This window comes from Streptococcus sp. HMSC070B10, assembly GCF_001808665.1.
In the GTDB taxonomy this organism is placed as follows: Bacteria; Bacillota; Bacilli; order Lactobacillales; family Streptococcaceae; genus Streptococcus.
Window position 1 is genome coordinate 589,162 of the sequence record NZ_KV794152.1, and the last position, 20,532, is coordinate 609,693.

21 protein-coding genes are annotated in these 20,532 nt (G+C 37.8%); 5 read left to right on the forward strand and 16 right to left on the reverse strand.

Annotation, left to right across the window (positions count from 1 at the left end; all coding sequences use genetic code 11):
* Nucleotides 1-73 precede the first annotated feature (73 nt).
* Nucleotides 74-1,087, forward strand: a complete 1,014-nt coding sequence (locus tag HMPREF2613_RS04520) for a lactonase family protein (protein WP_070479286.1) — start codon at nucleotides 74-76, stop codon at nucleotides 1,085-1,087.
* A 281-nt stretch (nucleotides 1,088-1,368) separates the two neighbouring features.
* Here HMPREF2613_RS04520 and tuf read toward each other — a convergent pair whose 3' ends face one another.
* Together tuf and HMPREF2613_RS04530 are read right to left on the reverse strand one after the other, a co-directional pair.
* Nucleotides 1,369-2,565, reverse strand: coding sequence for an elongation factor Tu (gene tuf, locus HMPREF2613_RS04525; RefSeq protein ID WP_001040726.1), 1,197 nt, complete (start codon nucleotides 2,563-2,565; stop codon nucleotides 1,369-1,371).
* A gap of 206 nt (nucleotides 2,566-2,771) precedes the next feature.
* Nucleotides 2,772-3,881 carry an AI-2E family transporter gene (locus tag HMPREF2613_RS04530; protein WP_070479288.1) on the reverse strand — a complete coding sequence of 370 codons (1,110 nt, stop codon included), beginning with the start codon at nucleotides 3,879-3,881 and terminating at the stop codon, nucleotides 2,772-2,774.
* A 102-nt stretch (nucleotides 3,882-3,983) separates the two neighbouring features.
* On the opposite strand from HMPREF2613_RS04530, the gene pbp3 reads away from it, so the two are divergent.
* Nucleotides 3,984-5,225, forward strand: coding sequence for a D-alanyl-D-alanine carboxypeptidase PBP3 (gene pbp3 / locus HMPREF2613_RS04535; RefSeq protein ID WP_070479289.1), 1,242 nt, complete (start codon nucleotides 3,984-3,986; stop codon nucleotides 5,223-5,225).
* Between the two features lie 189 nt (nucleotides 5,226-5,414).
* Here the strand turns inward: pbp3 and sdbB are convergent, their stop codons facing one another.
* The 12 genes from sdbB to HMPREF2613_RS04595 form a co-directional block, all read right to left on the reverse strand.
* The gene (gene sdbB / locus HMPREF2613_RS04540; protein ID WP_049493461.1) at nucleotides 5,415-5,981 is read right to left on the reverse strand and encodes a thiol-disulfide oxidoreductase-associated lipoprotein SdbB; all 567 of its coding nucleotides are present in this window, start codon (nucleotides 5,979-5,981) and stop codon (nucleotides 5,415-5,417) included.
* Nucleotides 5,982-5,992: 11 nt separating this feature from the next.
* Nucleotides 5,993-6,700 (reverse strand): thiol-disulfide oxidoreductase-associated membrane protein CcdA2, encoded by a 708-nt coding sequence (gene ccdA2, locus HMPREF2613_RS04545; RefSeq protein WP_042751026.1) that lies wholly within the window; start codon nucleotides 6,698-6,700, stop codon nucleotides 5,993-5,995.
* A gap of 196 nt (nucleotides 6,701-6,896) precedes the next feature.
* Nucleotides 6,897-7,316: a F0F1 ATP synthase subunit epsilon gene (locus HMPREF2613_RS04550; RefSeq protein WP_049493458.1), complete on the reverse strand. Its 420-nt coding sequence runs from the start codon at nucleotides 7,314-7,316 to the stop codon at nucleotides 6,897-6,899.
* Between the two features lie 10 nt (nucleotides 7,317-7,326).
* Entirely contained in the window at nucleotides 7,327-8,733 is a 1,407-nt protein-coding gene (gene atpD, locus HMPREF2613_RS04555) for a F0F1 ATP synthase subunit beta (protein ID WP_000094357.1), read from the reverse strand.
* An 85-nt stretch (nucleotides 8,734-8,818) separates the two neighbouring features.
* Nucleotides 8,819-9,697 carry a F0F1 ATP synthase subunit gamma gene (locus HMPREF2613_RS04560; protein WP_070479292.1) on the reverse strand — a complete coding sequence of 293 codons (879 nt, stop codon included), beginning with the start codon at nucleotides 9,695-9,697 and terminating at the stop codon, nucleotides 8,819-8,821.
* 15 nt (nucleotides 9,698-9,712) lie between these two features.
* Entirely contained in the window at nucleotides 9,713-11,218 is a 1,506-nt protein-coding gene (gene atpA / locus HMPREF2613_RS04565; protein ID WP_049493456.1) for a F0F1 ATP synthase subunit alpha, read from the reverse strand.
* Between the two features lie 14 nt (nucleotides 11,219-11,232).
* Nucleotides 11,233-11,769, reverse strand: a complete 537-nt coding sequence (locus HMPREF2613_RS04570; protein WP_070479294.1) for a F0F1 ATP synthase subunit delta — start codon at nucleotides 11,767-11,769, stop codon at nucleotides 11,233-11,235.
* A complete protein-coding gene (atpF, locus tag HMPREF2613_RS04575) occupies nucleotides 11,769-12,263 on the reverse strand; it encodes a F0F1 ATP synthase subunit B (protein ID WP_001103468.1) in 495 nt (164 codons plus the stop codon). The genes HMPREF2613_RS04570 and atpF overlap by 1 nt, the downstream gene beginning before the upstream one ends.
* 13 nt (nucleotides 12,264-12,276) lie before the next feature.
* Nucleotides 12,277-12,987, reverse strand: coding sequence for a F0F1 ATP synthase subunit A (atpB, locus tag HMPREF2613_RS04580; RefSeq protein ID WP_000392870.1), 711 nt, complete (start codon nucleotides 12,985-12,987; stop codon nucleotides 12,277-12,279).
* 33 nt (nucleotides 12,988-13,020) lie between these two features.
* A complete protein-coding gene (locus HMPREF2613_RS04585; RefSeq protein WP_001054560.1) occupies nucleotides 13,021-13,221 on the reverse strand; it encodes a F0F1 ATP synthase subunit C in 201 nt (66 codons plus the stop codon).
* A 315-nt stretch (nucleotides 13,222-13,536) separates the two neighbouring features.
* Entirely contained in the window at nucleotides 13,537-14,823 is a 1,287-nt protein-coding gene (locus tag HMPREF2613_RS04590; RefSeq protein WP_000169065.1) for a peptidase U32 family protein, read from the reverse strand.
* Between the two features lie 138 nt (nucleotides 14,824-14,961).
* Nucleotides 14,962-15,660: a GntR family transcriptional regulator gene (locus HMPREF2613_RS04595; RefSeq protein ID WP_070479296.1), complete on the reverse strand. Its 699-nt coding sequence runs from the start codon at nucleotides 15,658-15,660 to the stop codon at nucleotides 14,962-14,964.
* Nucleotides 15,661-15,801: 141 nt separating this feature from the next.
* Here HMPREF2613_RS04595 and guaA point away from each other — a divergent pair, with 141 nt between their 5' ends.
* Nucleotides 15,802-17,364: a glutamine-hydrolyzing GMP synthase gene (guaA, locus tag HMPREF2613_RS04600; RefSeq protein WP_000065711.1), complete on the forward strand. Its 1,563-nt coding sequence runs from the start codon at nucleotides 15,802-15,804 to the stop codon at nucleotides 17,362-17,364.
* Between the two features lie 185 nt (nucleotides 17,365-17,549).
* Here guaA and HMPREF2613_RS04605 read toward each other — a convergent pair whose 3' ends face one another.
* Complete coding sequence (locus HMPREF2613_RS04605) at nucleotides 17,550-17,942, reverse strand: hypothetical protein (protein ID WP_070479298.1); 393 nt, start codon at nucleotides 17,940-17,942, stop codon at nucleotides 17,550-17,552.
* A 20-nt stretch (nucleotides 17,943-17,962) separates the two neighbouring features.
* Nucleotides 17,963-19,327, reverse strand: a complete 1,365-nt coding sequence (locus HMPREF2613_RS04610; RefSeq protein ID WP_070479301.1) for a DUF6994 family protein — start codon at nucleotides 19,325-19,327, stop codon at nucleotides 17,963-17,965.
* A 114-nt stretch (nucleotides 19,328-19,441) separates the two neighbouring features.
* Here HMPREF2613_RS04610 and HMPREF2613_RS04615 point away from each other — a divergent pair, with 114 nt between their 5' ends.
* Both HMPREF2613_RS04615 and HMPREF2613_RS04620 read left to right on the forward strand, forming a co-directional pair.
* Nucleotides 19,442-19,657: a helix-turn-helix domain-containing protein gene (locus tag HMPREF2613_RS04615; RefSeq protein ID WP_000626832.1), complete on the forward strand. Its 216-nt coding sequence runs from the start codon at nucleotides 19,442-19,444 to the stop codon at nucleotides 19,655-19,657.
* A gap of 4 nt (nucleotides 19,658-19,661) precedes the next feature.
* On the forward strand, nucleotides 19,662-20,348 hold the full coding sequence (locus HMPREF2613_RS04620) for a hypothetical protein (protein ID WP_070479304.1): 687 nt from the start codon (nucleotides 19,662-19,664) through the stop codon (nucleotides 20,346-20,348).
* Nucleotides 20,349-20,532: the final 184 nt, after the last annotated feature.

Consider the following 20,532-nt stretch of genomic DNA (forward strand, 5'->3'; position numbering starts at 1 on the left):
GAATTGCACCGCATAGCATATTATAAATTAATTTTGTGATATAATAGACTTATCTTTATAAAGAGGTATAGTCATGAAAGAAACTGTTTATTTTGGAACTTATACGCGTCGTACTTCCCAAGGGATTTACAAGGCAGACTTTGATACAGAAACTGGTCAGCTTTCAAATTTAGAACTTTTTGCACCTGAACCAAGTCCGACCTACCTTGCCTTTGACCAGCACCAACATTTATACACTGTTGGTAGCCAAGACGATAAGGGAGGAATCGCTGCCTATCAAACTGACGGTACCTTATTAAATCATGTCGTGGAAGAGGGAGCACCCCACTGTTATGTTGCCGTTGATGAAAAGCGTGATTTAGTGTACGCAGCAAACTACCACAAGGGACAGGTCTTTGTTTATAAACGTCAGGAAGATGGTCGTCTTCTACTTAGTGATGTGGATCAACACAGTGGCCAAGGTCCACATGAAAATCAAGCTTCTCCACATGTTCACTATACAGATTTAACACCTGACCACTATCTAGTGACTTGTGACTTGGGAACTGACCAAGTCATCACTTATGATCTTGATCAAGAAGGAAAATTATCTAAACTCTATACCTATCACAGCCAGCCAGGAGCAGGCTCACGCCATATTATTTTCCATAACCATTATAAAATCGCTTATCTCATTTGCGAACTCAATAGCACTATCGAGGTTCTAATCTACGATGGTGTTGGCGAATTTGAACGCATGCAAGTCATTTCAACTCTACCAGACGGTTATGAGGGCTTTAATGGTACTGCTGCTATTCGTCTCTCTAAAGACGGTAAATACCTCTACGCTTCTAACCGTGGTCATGATTCTATCGCAGTATATACAATTCTTGCGGATGGTAGCTTAGAGTTGTTAGAAATCGTTCCGACACATGGTCAGACTCCACGTGATTTTGATTTGACGCCGGATCAAGAATTTGTCATTGCTGTCCATCAGGACTCTGACAATGCAACCGTCTTTAAACGCAATCCTGAAACTGGTCGTCTAGCAGAACTTTCTAATGACTTCCATGTCCCAGAAGCGGTCTGCATCAGTTTTGCTAATTAATATAATTATAACTGACCAACTAACGGAGCTACACACCAAAGACAAACATCATTTTAGTGTTTGTCTTTTTTATATCTACAAATTACTCCCCAAAAAAAGATGGAATCTTTCTCAAAACAATTTTTCCATGAAAAGTAAAAATATTTCACAGCCATCATTTATTTGTCTCACACCTAACGGAGCTAGACGGACTAATAGTGACATAATGAAAAAGAACCTTGCAAAGCAAGATTCTTTTAGTGTCTGACTTAAATAATTGTTCTTCTGGGAACTAAATCGAATTAAGCTTCGATTTCTGTAACCATACCTGAACCAACAGTACGTCCACCCTCACGGATAGAGAATGTAGTACCTTGTTCTACGGCGATTGGGTGGATCAACTCAACGTCGATTGTCACGTTATCACCAGGCATTACCATTTCAGTACCTGCTGGAAGTTCGATTGAACCTGTAACGTCAGTAGTACGGAAGTAGAATTGTGGACGGTAGTTGTTGAAGAATGGAGTGTGACGTCCACCTTCTTCTTTAGTAAGGATGTAAACTTCACCTTTGAATTTAGTGTGTGGGTTGATTGAACCTGGTTTAGCGATAACTTGTCCACGTTCGATTTCGTCACGTTGAACACCACGAAGAAGGACACCTACGTTATCTCCGGCAAGACCTTCGTCAAGTTGTTTACGGAACATTTCAACACCAGTAACAACTGCTTTTTGAGTTTCTTCTTTGATACCAACGATTTCGATTTCGTCGTTGACTTTAACGATACCACGGTCGATACGTCCTGAAGCAACTGTACCACGTCCAGTGATTGAGAATACGTCTTCGACTGGAAGAAGCAATGGTTTGTCAGTGTCACGTTCTGGTTCTGGGATGTACTCATCAACTGTGTTCATCAATTCCATAACGATGTCTTCGTATTTAGTGTCACCTTCAAGGGCTTTAAGAGCTGAACCTTGGATAACTGGAAGATCGTCACCTGGGAAGTCGTATTCTGACAATAGGTCACGGATTTCCATTTCAACCAATTCAAGCAATTCTTCGTCGTCAACCAAGTCAACTTTGTTCATGAAGACGATAAGGTGTTTAACACCAACCTGACGTGAAAGAAGGATGTGCTCACGAGTTTGTGGCATTGGTCCGTCAGTTGAAGCTACTACAAGGATAGCTCCGTCCATTTGAGCGGCACCAGTGATCATGTTTTTAACGTAGTCCGCGTGTCCTGGAGCGTCGATGTGAGCGTAGTGACGTTTTTCAGTTTCGTACTCAACGTGCGCAGTGTTGATTGTGATACCGCGTTCGCGTTCTTCTGGAGCAGCATCGATAGACGCATAGTCTTTAGGTTGGTTAACTGATGAAGGCAAGCGACGTGCCAAAACAGTTGTGATAGCTGCAGTTAGGGTAGTTTTACCGTGGTCAACGTGTCCGATAGTACCAATGTTAACGTGTGGTTTACTACGATCGTATTTTTCTTTTGCCATTTGAGTAAAAGCCTCCAATAAAATATATTTTATAGATAGACAGTAGGCAATACAGTCTAACTTTCCTTACTATTTTATCAAATTTCAGCTAAATTGCAAGTGTTTTACAAAGTTTTTGTGAATTATTCTTAATCTACTAATCTAAACGGCACTTCCACTCCTATCACTTGCCTAAATAAAAAGAAAAATCAGGAATTTCCTGACTTTTACTTAGCTAATTCTCTTTCTCGTTCTTTCATTATTTTATGATTTTCATACAAACGTGATAAAAACTTAGAAATTTCTTTCAAGATAGAATAGGTTGGTACTGCGACAATCATGCCAATGACACCATAGATATTACTTGATAACAAAAGCAATACTAAAATCGTAATTGGATGAACCTTCATTACCCCACCAACGATTCGAGGGTAGAGGATATTTCCATCTACTTGTTGAATAATCAGCATATAAACAACTGCAATCAGCATTCTATGAGGATCAGTAAAGACATTAGCGATAATCATTGGAATCAAGCCAATACTTGGTCCTACATAAGGAATGAGATTGGCTAATCCTGAAAAGATGGCGAAGACCAATGCATATTTTAAACCAATAATACTATATCCAATAAAGGCCAAACACCCAATAATAATCGCATCAATTGCAACTCCACTAATATAGCGAGCAATTGTCGCATTCAAATTCTTTAATAGGCCTGCAATATGTAGCTTATCTCTCTTTAAAACAGTACGTTCAAGCATCGGCAAGAACTTGTTACCGTCTAACAAAAAATAAATTAAGAACACAGGGGTCATGATAATAATCAAAACGGTACTAAAGAGCGCAGATAAGACACTTCCAACACTATTCGTCACACTATTTAAGATATTTTGTAGAATATCTACATAGGATAGATTTAATTGTTGAATTGTCGCTTGAATATCTAAATTTTGAAAGGCTGGATAAGTAGATAAATCCACAATCAAATCTTGCAAACGACTATAAATTGTCTGACTTGTTGCTATCAAACTGGTCAACTGATTAATCAAAATCGGTAAAAGATAAACTACCCCAATAACTAGCCCCCAGACCAAGGTACACAAGGTTAGTAAAATACCAATGATACGGTTAATTTTGAAATACTTTTGTAAAAAATTTACAATAGGATTGGTCAAATAATATAAAAAACCACCTAAAAGAAAGGGAATCATTATAGTGTTTGCAACGCTTACAAAAGGTGTAATAATCGCTCCCATCTGTCTCCATAAATAGAAGATGATGGTTAATAGTAAAATCTCACTGGTCCAAAAAAATAATTTATTCTTACGAAACATGAAGTACCTCCATTCATCTATTTTACCACACTTTCAAAAAAGCTTCTTTCTTCTATCATGAAACTGGGAATATTTTTTTCTTTATGATAGAATAAACTTACTATGAAAAAAATAATTTTAACTCTTTTAAGCCTTTCCGTTATTGGCTCAGCATCTACTGTTGCTGCCCAAGATTTTAATATTGCTGCTAAACATGCAATTGCTGTTGAGGCGAATACTGGTAAAATTCTCTATGAGAAAGATGCAACCCAGCCAGTTGAAATTGCTTCAATCACAAAGTTAATTACTGTTTATCTTGTCTATGAAGCCTTGGAAAACGGCAGTATTACACTATCAACTCCGGTAGATATTTCTGATTATCCTTACAAATTAACGACAAATTCTGAAGCGAGTAACGTTCCTATGGAAGCTCGTAATTATACTGTCGAACAACTACTTGAGGCAACCCTGGTATCTAGCGCCAACAGTGCGGCTATTGCGCTAGCTGAGAAAATTGCTGGCTCAGAAAAAGATTTCGTCGATATGATGCGGGAAAAACTCTTGGAATGGGGAATTTCGGATGCAACTGTTGTCAATACGACGGGGCTTAACAATGAGAGTCTAGGTGATAACATTTACCCAGGCTCTAAAAAAGATGAGGAAAATAAGCTCAGTGCTTATGATGTCGCTATCGTTGCTCGCAACCTCATCAAAAAATACCCACAAGTCTTAGAAATCACGAAAAAACCTTCTTCTACTTTTGCTGGAATGACAATCACTTCTACCAATTACATGTTAGAGGGTATGCCTGCTTATCGCGGTGGTTTTGATGGATTAAAAACAGGGACCACAGATAAGGCTGGAGAGTCTTTTGTTGGTACTACTGTCGAAAAAGGCATGAGGGTTATCACAGTTGTTTTGAATGCGGATCATCAAGACAATAATCCTTACGCTCGCTTCACAGCTACATCTTCACTAATGGATTATATCTCTTCTACATTCACACTTCGCAAAATCGTTCAGAAAGGTGATGCCTATCAAGATAGCAAAGTCCCTGTACAAGACGGAAAAGAAGATACAGTCACTGCTGTTGCTAAAGATGATATTTCTCTAATTGAACGTATTGGGAATCAATCTTCTCAATCTGTTCAATTCACACCTGATTCTAAGGCAATTCCAGCACCACTTGAAGCCGGAACAGTGGTTGGACATTTGACTTATGAAGACTCAGACTTGATTGGTCAAGGTTACATCACCACAGAACGTCCTAGTTTTGAAATGGTAGCAGAAAAGAAAGTAGAAAAAGCCTTCTTCTTAAAAGTTTGGTGGAATCAGTTTATCCGCTTTATCAACGAGAAGCTATGATATAATAAACTTCTTAAAGCTAAAAAATAAATATTATGTTTAAAGAAAAAGAAGGGGAATCTGTATAATACAGAACTCCCTTCTTTTTTAAACTTAATTTATTGATAGCAAAAATCCCCTAAATCTTAGATTAATACTATCTAAAATCTAGGGGATTGATTGTATAAATACTATTTTAAAATCTTGATTCTAGTTCATTTCTTTAAAGGCTGCTTCTGCATCCTCGTTGCTGATGACACCAAATTGAATCTTTCCAATCTTTCCTTGACTATCAATCAGGTATTCTGTAGGAATGCTTCGAATTTGATAAGCTTGGAAGGTGGTTCCTTTTGTGTCATAAAGTACTGGGATATCTTTATATCCTTGATCTTGGAACCATTGTGGAAATTGCTCGACAGTTTTTTCACCTTGAATTCCTGGTGCAATGACACTAAGAATTTCAAAATCACGATCTGGTTTCGCTGCTAATTCCATCAACTCAGGCATACTTTTCTTACATGGACCACACCATGAAGCCCAAAACTTCAAGTAGACTTTTTTCCCCTTATAATCAGATAACTTAACTTCTTTACCATCCATAGATTGCAAGGTGAAGTCTGGAGCATCTTTTCCAACAGCAATTTGTTGTACAGGCGTTTGTTGCTGTTGTTTTGGGGATTGTTCTGGTGCTTGAGTCTTTTTAGTCTCTTCCTCGCCACAGGCCATCAATACAACTAGTGACAAGAGGCTTAAGCCAGCAAACATTACTTTTTTCATCTTTTTCTCCTTTATTCAAAAATACCAGCTAGAACATTTACTTGTCCTAATAGTAACAAAATTCCCATTAAAATAATGAGGAAACCACCAATTTTCTTCAGTAGCATCATATGGCGCTTGAGTTTACTAAAATAAGGCATCACTACGCCTGAAGCTAGAGCCAAGACCAAGAAAGGAATGGCCATTCCCAGAGTGTAAATAAGAGTATAGATAGCTCCTTGCCAAGCGCCATTACCTCCAGAAGCCGCAAGTGCTAAGACAGAACTTAAAACCGGCCCAATACAAGGCGTCCAACCAAAGCTAAAGGTAATACCAAGTAAAAAAGCTGACCAATAACGATTAGAATCTGATTTTTTAAAGGTAAAGCTTTTTTGAACCTCTAATTTCTTAAAATGAAAAATTTCCATCTGGTGAAGGCCCAAAATGATAATAATTGTTCCCATGACATATCGAAACCAATTTGCATAGAGAATATTACCAAAGTAACCAGCACCAAATCCTAAGATAAAGAAAATGAGAGAGATACCTGCAATAAAGCAAAGTGTTCGAATCAAACCTGACCAGGCAACTTTTTTCCCAAATAATGAAAAACTTTTTGCACTATCCTGATCATCCAATAAGATACCAGTATAGACAGGTAACAGAGGGAAAATGCAAGGGGAAAAGAAGGACAAGATCCCTGCTAGAAAAACAGAGATTGAAAATACTATCGTTTCCAATAAAGAACCAACTTTCTTAATAATTCTAATTCTATTTTACTATAATCAATTTTATTTGTATGATTTCTGCTACGCAAATTGAACTATGCAATCTTTTAATTATCTTTTATATCTCTAGACAATTCTAATTTTGCATCAGTTTTGCTCCCTAAGAAAACATAAAAAATGAACTTGGTAACTCAAGTTCATTTTTTTCTTATAGTCTATTTCCGACATTAATACGGTTAATGGCACGTTGCAGTGCAATCTTCGCACGACGTTCTTGGTCAATCAAGTGTTTGTCGTGTGCTTCTTCAATTTCACGCTCTGCTCGAAGTTTGGCACGTTCTGCACGACTAACGTCGATATCACGAGCACGTTCTGCAGAGTCAGCAACAATTGTGACAACGCCATTGGCAACTTCGATAACGCCCCCGTTCACTGCAATCCAGTTCACGTGATTTTCATCATCTACACGTTTAACCTTAACCTCATCAACTGCTAAAACTGCAATCATATTTTCATGTCGTGGCAAGATTCCCATCTCACCATCCAGAGTTCGAACTGATACAAAGCTGGCATGGTGATCATAGACGAGACCATCTGGTGTCACGATCTGGACAGTTAACTGAGCCATAGATCACCTCTTAAAATCCCATTTTTTCAGCTTTTGCAATCACATCTTCGATAGAACCTACACCACGGAAGGCATCTTCTGGCAAGTGGTCATGTTTACCATCAAGGATTTCCTTAAAGCCACGAACAGTTTCAGCAACTGGGACATAAGAACCTGGCTGACCAGTAAATTGTTCAGCAACGTTAAAGTTTTGTGACAAGAAGAACTGGATACGACGTGCACGAGCCACCAAGGTCTTTTCTTCATCAGAAAGCTCATCCATACCAAGGATAGCAATGATATCTTGCAACTCATGGTAACGTTGAAGGACTCGTTTTACCTCAGCAGCAACTGCATAGTGCTCTTCTCCAACGATTTCAGGTGCCAAGGCACGTGAGCTTGAAGCAAGTGGGTCAACGGCTGGGTAGATACCCAACTGTACCAACTTACGTTCCAAGTTTGTTGTTGAATCCAAGTGAGCGAAAGCTGTTGCTGGCGCTGGGTCAGTATAGTCATCCGCAGGCACATAGATAGCTTGGATAGAGGTTACAGAACCCTTCTTAGTTGATGTGATACGCTCTTGTAATTGACCCATTTCCGTAGCAAGTGTTGGTTGGTAACCAACGGCTGATGGCATACGACCTAAAAGGGCAGATACTTCTGAACCAGCCTGAGTGAAACGGAAGATATTGTCAATAAAGAGAAGCACGTCTTGGCCTTCTACATCACGGAAGTATTCGGCGATTGTCAAACCAGTAAGGGCAACACGCATACGTGCTCCTGGTGGCTCATTCATCTGACCAAATACCATGGCTGTTTTCTCAATTACGCCTGATTCTTTCATTTCCCAGTAAAGGTCGTTCCCTTCACGAGTACGTTCCCCAACACCGGTAAATACTGAAATACCACCGTGTTCTTGGGCAATGTTGTGAATCAATTCTTGGATTAAGACGGTTTTACCAACTCCGGCACCACCGAAAAGTCCAACTTTACCACCTTTAAGGTAAGGGGCAAGAAGGTCGATAACCTTAATCCCTGTTTCAAGGATTTCAGAAGAGGTAGACAACTCATCAAAAGTTGGAGCTTTTTTATGAATTGGCTGACGCTCTGCATCTTCTGTAAAAGGAGCTTCCAAGTCAATGGTATCTCCCAAAACGTTGAAGACACGTCCCAAAGTTTCTTTACCTACTGGTACAGAGATTGGACGACCTGTGTCCAATACTTCCATTCCACGAGTCAAACCATCTGTTGATTCCATGGCGATAGTACGAACCATACCATCTCCCAACTCCAAGGCTACTTCAAGGACGATTTTTGTTTTTCTTTCGTCATTTTTGTAGACGACAAGTGCATTGTTAATCTCAGGAAGTTTTTCCCCTGCTGCAAACAAGACGTCTACAACGGGACCGATAACCTGAGCAATTTTACCTGAACTCATCTCCTTCTCCTATTCTATATAAGATACTGTCGGTCCCTAGCTTAACTAGGTCCTAAGTTCATTTTCATACGAGCTGGACTAGTGCCTATTCTAAGGCACTAGCTCCTGCTACGATTTCTGTAATTTCTTGTGTAATCGCCGCCTGTCTGGCACGGTTATACTGAATTGTCAAATCATTAATGACTTTCTTAGCATTATCTGTCGCTGTTTGCATGGCTGTCATACCTGCAGCATTTTCAGCTGTCTTAGCATCGATAATAGCCCCGTAAATCATACTTTCTGCAAACTGAGGCAACAACTGCTCCAAAATTTCTTCTCGGCTAGTTTCCAATTCAAAGGTCAAGCTGTAACTGTCATCTGCTTCATTTGGATCCAAGTCAACAATTGGAAGCATTTGTTCTACACGCATTTGACTGGTTAGCGTATTGACATGGTGGTTATAGCAGACATAGAGTTCATCAAAAAGTTCATTTTGATACATTTCAACTGTTTTTGAAATAATCTTACGGACTTCATCAAAGCTAGGTTGGTCTGCCAAGCCACGTAATTCATAAAGTGGTTGAATACCACGAGCCTTAAAGAAATCAGCTCCCATTCCACCAATACAAATCATTTCAAAACCTTTACCATCTGGATGGTATTCTTCTTTCAGCTCCATAATGGCTTTCAGAATAGAGGAATTATAACCTCCAACCAAACCGCGGTCTGAAGTAATGACGATATAACCTGTCTTCTTAACTGGACGACTAATCAACATCGGATTGGTTGAACTGCCGGCTCCATTACCATGAAGAATATCCGTCAAAAGTTTACGAACTTTCTGAGCATAAACTTGGAAGTTGCGAGCAGCTTCTTCAGAACGACCTAGCTTAGCAGCTGATACCATCTGCATGGCATTAGTGATTTGACTCGTATTTTTTGTTGAGGCGATTTTTGTTTTAATATCATTTAGAGATACTGCCATCTGACACCTCTATTCTTATTGGAAGCTGGTTTGATTGAGAAACTCTGTAATCGCATCATCCAAGACTGCTTCGTCTGGCAAGTCTTTTGTATCACGAATGGTTTCCAAAATCTCTGGATGTTGAGCATCAAAGAAGGCATGGAACTCTTCCTCAAAACGAACAATTTCATCTACTGGAACAGTATCCAAGAAACCATGTGTCAAAGCATAGAGAATGGTTACTTGTTTCTCAACAGGTAATGGTTTGTGAACAGGTTGTTTCAAGACTTCAACTGTACGACGTCCACGGTTCAACTTAGCCTGTGTTGCTGCGTCCAAGTCAGAACCAAACTTAGTGAAGGCTTCCAACTCACGGTATGAAGCAAGGTCGATACGAAGTGTACCAGCAACCTTTTTCATGGCTTTAATTTGTGCAGAACCACCTACACGAGATACAGATGAACCCGCGTCAATGGCTGGACGAATACCCGCATTGAAGAGACCATCACCAAGGAAGATTTGTCCATCAGTGATTGAAATCACGTTGGTTGCGATATATGCAGAGATATCTCCTGCTTGTGTCTCGATAAACGGTAGGGCTGTAATAGATCCACCACCAAGTTCATCAGAAACTTTAGCTGAGCGCTCAAGCAAACGGCTGTGAAGGTAGAAAACATCCCCTGGGAAGGCTTCACGACCTGGAGGACGACGAAGCAAAAGAGACAGTTCACGATAAGCTACCGCTTGTTTTGAAAGATCATCATAAACGATCAAAACATGCTTACCTTGGTACATAAATTCCTCTGCCATGGCAACCCCAGCATAAGGAGCTAGGAAGAGCAATGGAGATGGTTGTGAAGCAGAGGCTGTCACAACGATTGTGTAGTCCAAGGCACCGTACTGACGAAGTGTTTCTACTTGCGTACGAACTGTTGATTCTTTCTGTCCAATCGCTACGTAGATACAGATCATATCTTGACCCTTTTGGTTCAAGATTGTATCAATCGCAATTGTTGTTTTCCCTGTCTGACGGTCACCGATAATCAACTCACGTTGACCACGACCAATCGGTACAAGGGCGTCAATAGCTTTCAAACCAGTTTGCAATGGTTCTGATACAGACTTACGTTGCATAACACCAGGAGCTGGTGCTTCTACTGGACGAGTTTTATCAGTGTGGATTTCTCCAAGACCGTCAACTGGACGACCAAGCGGATCCACAACACGACCAATCAGACTTTCACCTACTGGGACTTCCATGATTTTACCTGTACGGCGGATTGTATCGCCTTCACGGATATCTGTAAAGTCACCTAGGATGATAATACCAACGTCTGTTGACTCCAAGTTTTGAGCCATCCCATAAGAGCCGTTTTCAAAAATCAACAACTCTCCACTCATGGCATTTTCAAGGCCGTGAGCACGCGCGATACCGTCCCCGATATAGGTTACAACACCTGTTTCAGTCACATCAAAATTGGGTTTGAAATTTTCAATTTGTTGCTTAATTAAAGCGCTGATTTCTTGTGCGTTAATTGCCAAAAGAACACCACTTTCTATTTCAAATTTTCTTTAACAACTTTAAGTTGTTGTTTAATACTCACATCAATTGTCTTGTGATTGGCAAAAATGACAAAACCACCAATAAGACTTTCATCGATTTGTTCTTTTACACTCCTTACTTTCAGAGACATTTTTTTCTCAATCAAAGGGAGCAAGCGACTCTTCTGTTCATCAGTTAAAGGATGAGCTGACGTAATCGTCACTTCAAATCGATTTGTTTCTTTTTCAAGTCGGTTCAAGCAATCTACAAGAATATCATAAAAAAGATTTGCTCTGTGATTGTAGATAAGAACCTGAATAAAGTTTTGCAATAAAAGTGACACTGAATCTTGGAAGAACGCAATCGTTTTTTCCTTGTCAGACTCGTCTACTGCCACTTTTTTTAAAAAAGAAGGTAAGCCTGTTTCTTCAGCAACTTGCTTGATTTGAGCTAAGTCTGAAAAGATACGGTCTTCTTCTCCTTTTTCTAAAACCAATTGGACAAAAGGCATGCTGTATTTTTCAATTACCTTTACTGTTTTCTTGTCCATTAAGCTTCTCCTAACTGATCGATATACTGATCAATGAGTTCTTTATGGGCATGACCGTCAAGGTTTTGTGAGATGATTTTACCAGCCAAGCTGATTGTCAAATCTGCTACCTCACCCTTAACGCTTTGTAAAGCTTCAGCTTTATTTTGAGCAATTTCTTGGTTCGCTTTTTCTTTCAAGCGTCCTGCTTCTAGCTTAGCATCTGCTAAAATACTAGCTTTACTTTTCTCAGCTGTTTCTTTCGCATTCTCAATGATTGTCTTAGCTTCTTTACGGCTACCAGCCAATTCATCTTCGCGTTTTTGAGCCAATACTTCTGCTTTTTGACGTGCTTGTTCAGCTCCGTCAATATCTGCTGCAATTTTTTCTGCTCTTTGTTCGAAAATACTAGTCAAATTTGACCAAGCGTATTTCTTAACCAAGACTAGCAAGAGAATAAAGGAACCAGCGATTAGTATAAAATCACCAAGTAATTCACCTACTGTTACATTCATAAACTACTCCTTTCTATTCTTCATCATTAATTTTATTTCCTAGGTACATTGAAGATAACAATGTAAATACATATGCTTGTACACAAGAAATAAAAACAGAAAATGCAGTCCAGATTAGATTTGTTCCAAAAGCAATAGGATACCAATAGAAGGCCTGATGAGAAAGTAGGACTAACATACTTGCCATCACTTCTCCTGCAAAGATATTACCAAAGACCCGCAATGCAAGTGAAAGGAGATTGGTAACTTCTTCTAAGAGATTCATTGGTGTCATAAAACCTGGTGTTACAAATGCTTTTAAATACTTTTTGATTCCACGACGACGAATTCCTTCTACGTGGGTCATTAAAATAATTGTAAAAGACAAAACCAAGTCAAATGACAAATTTGCTGTTGGTGAGGTCCAAAGATTTACACCATCTGTAGTCTGAATTCTAGCCATTAAGCCAATATTATTTGCAATGGCCATAAATAGGAATAAACAGAAATAAAAGAGAGAATAATCCTTTATCATTGGACCAAGGTTTGATTTTGTAAATCCAACAACAAAATCAAATAAATACTCTAATACATTTTGTTTTCCTGTGGGTCTCAAAGTCATATTTCGAGTTGCCCAATAAATAAAGCCAAAAATAAGTGCTACAGTCAACAAAGTCAAAACTACTATGGTTAAATTAAAGGTAACAGGACCAATATTGATGGTTGGATTAATACTTTCTTCCATCTAAAATCCTCCCTTTTTCAATTTATACTTCTTTTATTTGATGATAAATGAAAAGACAAGAGTAACGAAGAAAGTACCTTCAATAAAGGCAACCCCTAGGATCATCAAACTACGTAGTTCTGAGATGATATCTGGTTGGCGAGCAACTGATTTCAACAAACCGTTCATCAACATACCTTCACCAAGAGATACACCCATACAGGCAAGACATAGACCGAAAAATGTTAAATTCATGACGAATTCTCCTTTTAATTAAAATTTACTTACTTAGTTTAGTCCTAAAAATTGGATTTGTCAACTTTTTACTTACGTTGAAAGCGTTTAATGAAAATTATTTACAATTTTGCTATTTTTGAGTCTATTATATAGAAAACTTTGTAAAAAACTTGTAATAAATCCGTCCATTATCTAGGTCTTTCTGAAAAATAATGAAAAAATCCGAGATGAAATCTCGGATGGAAATTAATATATTTTCTTTAACCTAATGCTCTTTTAGTAAGTAGGATTAAAAGAAAAGCAACTAGAAAGCTTTCATCTCCTACATGTTTATTAAGCACGCACTGTGACGCTGGTTCCATCTTCCTTATAAAGATTGATGAGACCTTCTTTGAGAGCGCGAACCATGTCTCCAGCTTGAACAGGTTGTGGAACCTTGATAGTCAAGAGTTCCATTGGATTTGGAGCGCGGTCGATTTTATTACCCTTAGCATCGTGCAAATCTTCGATATACGTTTCAAAATGACGGAAACCTGGGCCGTAAAACTCTACTTGGTCCCCTTCGTTAATAACGTTCCGTTGACGAATAGTTGCTGTTTGTGTCGCATCATCATAAGAAACCACTTCAGCGACAAACTTGTACTCAGGAATTTTACGACGAGCACCAAACAACTGCTCATTTTCAGATGGTGTACCGTAGTAGAAACCTGTTGCCAATTCACGTTGGGCAACCTTCCACATCTCATCAATCAAGTCCTGCTTGATAGCTTCAAACTTCTCTGGACTTTCTAGATAAGCATCAACAGCTGCCTTGTAGCAGTTGGTCACTGTTGAAACATAGTGAATAGACTTCATACGTCCTTCAATCTTCAGACTGTCCACACCATTTTCAATCATATCTGGGATATGGTCAATCATAGACATGTCAACGGCTGACATTGAAAATTCTTCTGGAATCTCTCCCTTAAGACTCTTACGTTCTTTCCCAAATGGCATATCGTAAAGGTCGTACTTCCAACGGCAAGACTGAGAGCAACCACCACGGTTAGCATCACGCATACTCATGTGATTTGAAAGCGTACAGCGACCTGAGTAGGAAATACACATAGCTCCATGAACAAAGGCTTCAATCTCAACGTCTGTACGTTTGCGAATTTCTGCCAATTCTTCCATTGAAACCTCACGCGCCAAAACGACACGAGTTAAGCCTAGTTCTTTCCAGAACTCAAGCGTTTCATAGTTAGTGGCACTTGCTTGGGTAGAGAGGTGGATTTCAAGACCTGGTGCTTCTGTTGCTGCAATCATAATCAAGGCTGGGTCAGATACGATAACTGCTGCAATCCCGATATCACGCAGTTTACGGAACCACTCACCAGCACCAGCTTCATTTCCTTCGTGCATAACCATATTGGCAGCTACATAGACCTTAGCTCCATACTTAGCCGCAAACTGCACGCCTTCTTCCATCTGTTCAAAGGTAAAGTTTCCGGCACGGCTACGAAGACCATAGGCCTGACCACCGATAAAGACAGCATCTGCTCCATACTGAACAGCTACCTTTAGCTTCTCTAAAGTCCCAGCAGGTGATAAAACCTCAGGACGTTTTAATGTTTTTGTCATGTTTTCTCCTATTTGCAATATAAAAGTTTGACGTTTTTCCTTCTCATTTTATAGTAAATAATCCATAAAATCAAGCCTAGACAGATTGTTTTGACAATTCTAATCTTTTAAGAAAGTAAAAAAACTAGCCTTTCTATACTAGTTATTTTCAAGGTAAAATTCAAAACGTTCGCCGACATACTGACTTTTCACGTATTCAAAAGCTGTCCCATCTTCCAGGTAGGAAACCTGGGTTAATCCAAGAATAGCATGTCCTCTTTCAACTTCCAAATAGTGAGCAATCTTTTCTTTAGCAAGGCGAGCATAAATAGTCTGTTGTGATTTACCGATACGGTAGCCGTGTTTTTGCAGGGTTTGGAAGAAATGACTGGTGATTTCTTCTTTTTTAAAATCCTTAATGAATTTTTCAGGAATAGAAGCAACTTCATAAACCAGAGGAACTTTGTCGGCATAGCGAACCCGCTCCATTCGGATAATATTCTCCGTTGGAGAAATTCCTAGCTTAGCAACTTCCTGCTCATTGGGAATAGTTTTTCTGTAGGAAATAAGCTGGCTAGAGGGGACTTTGCCTTGGGACTTAACAATTTCAGTAAAACTGGTTGTCCCTCGCATCTTTTCTTGTACCCGAGTACTGGAAACAAAGGTGCCACTTCCTACGCGGCGCTCTAAGACACCTTCTTCAACTAATAGAGATACAGCTTGGCGGAGGGTCATGCGACTGACCTCAAACTGCTCTGCTAAATCTCGTTCACTAGGAAGCCTCTCCCCAATAGCCCAACGGTGATCGTCAATATCCTTTTTAATCTGATCATGGATTTTCATATAAGCAGGTAGCATATTTTTCACTTCATTTCTATCTTTTCTCTATTGTACCCTAATAAACAAGAAAAAGTCAAACTTCGCCTTGTTTAGTTGGTAATTCGCCCTTATTTGTGATAGAATATTGAAAAAAGATATTTCTTTTGAGAAAGGAAAAAGATGAGCAACATTTCAACTGATTTGCAAGATGTAGAAAAAATCATCGTATTGGACTATGGTAGCCAATACAACCAGCTGATTTCACGCCGTATCCGTGAGATTGGTGTTTTTTCAGAACTAAAGAGCCATAAAATTTCAGCTGCTGAAGTTCGTGAAATCAATCCTGTAGGAATTATCCTTTCAGGTGGTCCAAACTCTGTATACGAAGATGGTTCATTCGATATTGACCCAGAAATCTTCGAACTCGGAATTCCTATTTTGGGAATTTGTTACGGTATGCAGTTATTGACCCATAAACTTGGAGGAAAAGTTGTCCCTGCAGGTGACGCTGGAAATCGTGAATACGGTCAATCAACTCTAACTCACACACCATCAGCTCTTTTTGAATCAACACCTGATGAACAGACTGTTCTGATGAGCCATGGTGATGCGGTTACTGAAATTCCTGCTGATTTCGTTCGTACTGGAACATCAGCTGACTGCCCTTATGCAGCCATTGAAAACCCAGACAAACACATTTACGGTATTCAATTCCACCCAGAAGTTCGTCATTCTGTATACGGAAATGATATCCTTCGTAATTTTGCTCTTAACATTTGTAAGGCTAAAGGCGATTGGTCAATGGATAATTTCATTGATATGCAGATCCAAAAAATTCGTGAAACCGTCGGTGATAAACGTGTCCTTCTTGGTTTATCAGGTGGAGTTGACTCATCTGTCGTTGGGGTTCTTCTTCAAAAAGCGATCGGCGATCAATTGATCTGTATCTTCGTAGACCACGGTCTTCTTCGTAAAGGTGAAGCTGATCAAGTTATGGACATGCTCGGTGGTAAGTTTGGTTTGAATATCGTCAAAGCAGACGCTGCTAAACGCTTCCTTGACAAACTTGCTGGCGTTTCTGACCCTGAACAAAAACGTAAAATCATCGGTAACGAGTTTGTCTATGTATTTGATGACGAAGCAAGCAAGCTCAAAGATGTGAAATTCCTTGCTCAAGGTACTTTATATACAGATGTTATCGAGTCTGGTACGGATACAGCTCAAACTATCAAGTCACACCACAACGTGGGTGGTCTTCCAGAAGACATGCAATTTGAATTGATTGAACCACTCAACACTCTCTATAAAGACGAAGTTCGTGCCCTTGGTACAGAGCTTGGTATGCCAGACCATATCGTATGGCGCCAACCATTCCCAGGACCAGGACTTGCTATCCGTGTTATGGGTGAAATCACTGAAGAAAAGCTAGAAACAGTTCGTGAATCAGATGCTATCCTTCGTGAAGAAATCGCTAAAGCGGGTCTTGACCGCGATATCTGGCAATACTTCACAGTTAATACAGGTGTTCGTTCAGTTGGGGTTATGGGTGACGGTCGTACGTATGACTACACGATTGCAATCCGTGCTATCACCTCTATCGATGGTATGACTGCTGACTTCGCCAAAATTCCTTGGGATGTCCTACAAAAAATCTCAGTACGTATCGTAAACGAAGTGGATCATGTTAACCGTATCGTCTACGATATTACAAGTAAACCACCTGCAACAGTTGAGTGGGAATAATATAGAAAGTAAAAATGAATGTTTTACACCGATTCTATCGGGTTTCTAGAAGTTAGAATGGTATAAATTTATCTTTTTAGAAAAGTTACCCCGCCAATTTTCCCGCCAAACTTGGCAAATAGATTACAAAAAACTCTCTTAGTGTGAATATGTACTAAGAGAGTTTTTTGTATATAAATTATCTTCTACAACAAATTAGAAAGGTATTTAGCCTTTTCTTTTGATATGCCAAAATTAAGATTACGATGACCTTGGAATAAGGTATCAAAAGTAATGAATGATAGAAAATTATTGAGTAGGTAACTAATCGGACTTTCTCCGACTGCAGTTAGCTCAACTTTTCGTTTATCCCCTAAATCTGATATAGTAACTAAGACTTGCCAACATGTATATCTACTTAAACCTGGGTGCTTCATGTAATCAAAAAAATTTCCCTGTCCAGAGTATGAAATTTCTTCAGAACTTTGCCGTTCAACACTACCGTTCAATTGTTTTGTAGCATTATACAGTATTTCTTCTATCTCAAACTTACTTAATTCACTATAAATTTGATTTGATTGTAAATTAAATTTTGTCATTGTAGTATTCTCCTTTTTGATTAGTATTTTTCCAGCTCTCTTTCTAATTCGAGCTCCTTAATTCTATCTTGTAATATTGTGTTTGAATGATGTAAGCTATAAATTTGGTCTTGCATTCTTTTAGAATTGTATTCATTTGAATAATAGTGAATAGCTTGTTGCAAATTTGATGCAATATCAGCGTTCAAAAAATATCGTATACCTGAGACATGATTGTATGTTCTAAATTCAGTTGGAATGGAATAGTACTCTTTTCGCAAAGTAGATAATAATTTTTTCTTTTCTTCTCTATATTTTTCCTGAGTCGTATTTAGCATTTTATCGTATTTTATTTTCTCTTTAATAATTCTGATTTTATCTGCTACATATAGTATTACAGATAAAATCCAAATGAATATGAGAATTTCTGAAGTATAAAAGAATAGTGATACAACGAGCAAGAAAAGAACAATAGCACCGTGTATTCGTTTTTTTGTAGCTTCAAATTTTACTTTATGAAGATTAACCTCAAGTTCATTAAAATGTTCATCAAGTTTAGAAATTTTATCTATTTCTTCTTCTGCAATTTCCAGAGTTCGATGTGCCATCTCTTTGGTAGTTGGTTTAGGAACTGTTTTCTTTTCTTCAAGTTGTTGGGTGGGCACTTCACTATTATCATCATACCTTGATTGAAGGTAGGTTAGAATGGCAAGTCCTCTAGTATAAATAATTTGATTACTAATTCTTACATATTCCTCAAAATTATCAATTTCAGATAATCGAATTAAATATCCGTCATCATCAAAAAATACAGTTAGGAAATTCTCAGATAGAAATGTCTCAAAATCTTTAAATTGGTCAAAATATTCTTTCTCATCTAAAATTGCTTTTTTAAACTCATCGTCTGGAGTCAATGTACCATCATATAAATCCCATATTACTGATAAAGCAAGGTCAAAATAATCATTATATGGAGACTGTGCTCTTTTAGGATTTATTCTTCCTTTTGGGAAAATTCCAAAATTTCCTATTTGATAATTGTTACAAATCTGATAAACTTTTTTTTCTTTACTATCAAGTTCAAACTCGAAAGGAAAATCATCGTCATGTTCAGTATATGATTTTATAATATTAAGAATCTCGTGTTGTTTATCTCTTGATAAGTTACTATATGATTTTCCATAATATTTTCGAAAAATTGCTGTACGATATGTTATAAGAGTATCGCCACTATGTACTTTATCATCATACCATTCAAAAATGTCTTTATATATTAATTTTATCAATTCAGAACGGTCAGGCTCATCTCCTTGCAATAAGAAACTGAATTTTATTGCTTTTTCTTTGTCTGAAATATATTCTTGCACACTTTTAAATGGGAAAGTCTGAAAATCTTCAAGTTTCAATATAAAATCCTCCAATCAATAACTCTCCCTCTAATTATAGTCAATTTATTGAGTATAGTCAATAAATTAATAACGATAAAATGAAATTATCTATTTAGAAAAGAGATGAGAACGATGATTTCATATAAACCCTTCTACGAGACTTTGTTTAAACAAGGAAAAACAGAATACGAATTAATTTTTCACCACGGTCTATCCAGCAATACACTACATAGAATGAAAAAAGGAAAACCAATAACTACAGCTACATTAGATACCCTATGTTTTATTTTGAACTGCAATGTGTATGATGTAATTACTTATATTCCAGATGATATAGAAGAAGTTTAAATATATGTCAAGTAAGCAATTCAATAATTCATGTAAGGAAAAATTTCCTAACTCATGTCATTTTATTTTTAAAAAATGTTCACAAAGAATCCAAGAGAAATACAAAGATTTAAAACTCAAAAGACATATTGATTTACATTCAGATGAAAAACTTATTGGGAAAATATTAAATTACTCCAATTTATCTGATTTAAGTAGGAACAATCCCTATTTAATCACTCCCAGTGTATTGAAATACTTTGTTAATGAAGAACATTATTTTAATGATGAGAATGAAGTATTATGGGGCTGTGATATAGACGAATATTTAGAAGATTTCTTTATTGAAATGATTCTTGATATTCAAGAAATTCCAGAATATTCTAAGCACTTATTGAATTTATCACTAACAAATACAGAGGATATAAGAGAATATTTTCAACAACATTTTCCTTTAGCAAGTTCTTCTTACAATGAATTAAAAGATAAATTTATTGATTTTACCTATAATCAGTTTGATACTATAGAAATTTTAGAAAATGATTCAGTATTTTTATTTAGAAAAAAAGACTCTGTCACACTATCACATAAAAATAAGGAATCTTATCTTAGCTACCAGAAACTTCCAGAAAAGTTGGATTTATTAGCAAAGTATATTTTATTACCAATAATAGATAAACTAACACTCGAAAGTTTAATTTATCGTAAATGATACAATTTTTATTTAGTACTGTATAGCATATTTTCCCCACTTCGTGTGGGGATTTTTTTGTTGTCAAAAAATTTTTATCCCCACATTTTAACTAATTAAAAATGAGACAATATGACTGTCAAGGAGGTCATGAACTGCTTGATAAAATTAATCTAGTGTGCGCACAAAGATAAAGAGGTAACAA

Bases quoted from the DNA above. Each gene is read 5' to 3' on its own strand.
- HMPREF2613_RS04520 (WP_070479286.1), top strand. From the start codon at position 74: ATGAAAGAAACTGTTTATTTTGGAACTTATACGCGTCGTACTTCCCAA.
- tuf (WP_001040726.1), bottom strand. From the start codon at position 2,565: ATGGCAAAAGAAAAATACGATCGTAGTAAACCACACGTTAACATTGGT.
- HMPREF2613_RS04530 (WP_070479288.1), bottom strand. From the start codon at position 3,881: ATGTTTCGTAAGAATAAATTATTTTTTTGGACCAGTGAGATTTTACTA.
- pbp3 (WP_070479289.1), top strand. From the start codon at position 3,984: ATGAAAAAAATAATTTTAACTCTTTTAAGCCTTTCCGTTATTGGCTCA.
- sdbB (WP_049493461.1), bottom strand. From the start codon at position 5,981: ATGAAAAAAGTAATGTTTGCTGGCTTAAGCCTCTTGTCACTAGTTGTA.
- HMPREF2613_RS04550 (WP_049493458.1), bottom strand. From the start codon at position 7,316: ATGGCTCAGTTAACTGTCCAGATCGTGACACCAGATGGTCTCGTCTAT.
- atpD (WP_000094357.1), bottom strand. From the start codon at position 8,733: ATGAGTTCAGGTAAAATTGCTCAGGTTATCGGTCCCGTTGTAGACGTC.
- HMPREF2613_RS04560 (WP_070479292.1), bottom strand. From the start codon at position 9,697: ATGGCAGTATCTCTAAATGATATTAAAACAAAAATCGCCTCAACAAAA.
- HMPREF2613_RS04570 (WP_070479294.1), bottom strand. From the start codon at position 11,769: ATGGACAAGAAAACAGTAAAGGTAATTGAAAAATACAGCATGCCTTTT.
- atpF (WP_001103468.1), bottom strand. From the start codon at position 12,263: ATGAATGTAACAGTAGGTGAATTACTTGGTGATTTTATACTAATCGCT.
- atpB (WP_000392870.1), bottom strand. From the start codon at position 12,987: ATGGAAGAAAGTATTAATCCAACCATCAATATTGGTCCTGTTACCTTT.
- HMPREF2613_RS04585 (WP_001054560.1), bottom strand. From the start codon at position 13,221: ATGAATTTAACATTTTTCGGTCTATGTCTTGCCTGTATGGGTGTATCT.
- HMPREF2613_RS04590 (WP_000169065.1), bottom strand. From the start codon at position 14,823: ATGACAAAAACATTAAAACGTCCTGAGGTTTTATCACCTGCTGGGACT.
- HMPREF2613_RS04595 (WP_070479296.1), bottom strand. From the start codon at position 15,660: ATGCTACCTGCTTATATGAAAATCCATGATCAGATTAAAAAGGATATT.
- guaA (WP_000065711.1), top strand. From the start codon at position 15,802: ATGAGCAACATTTCAACTGATTTGCAAGATGTAGAAAAAATCATCGTA.
- HMPREF2613_RS04605 (WP_070479298.1), bottom strand. From the start codon at position 17,942: ATGACAAAATTTAATTTACAATCAAATCAAATTTATAGTGAATTAAGT.
- HMPREF2613_RS04615 (WP_000626832.1), top strand. From the start codon at position 19,442: ATGATTTCATATAAACCCTTCTACGAGACTTTGTTTAAACAAGGAAAA.
- HMPREF2613_RS04620 (WP_070479304.1), top strand. From the start codon at position 19,662: ATGTCAAGTAAGCAATTCAATAATTCATGTAAGGAAAAATTTCCTAAC.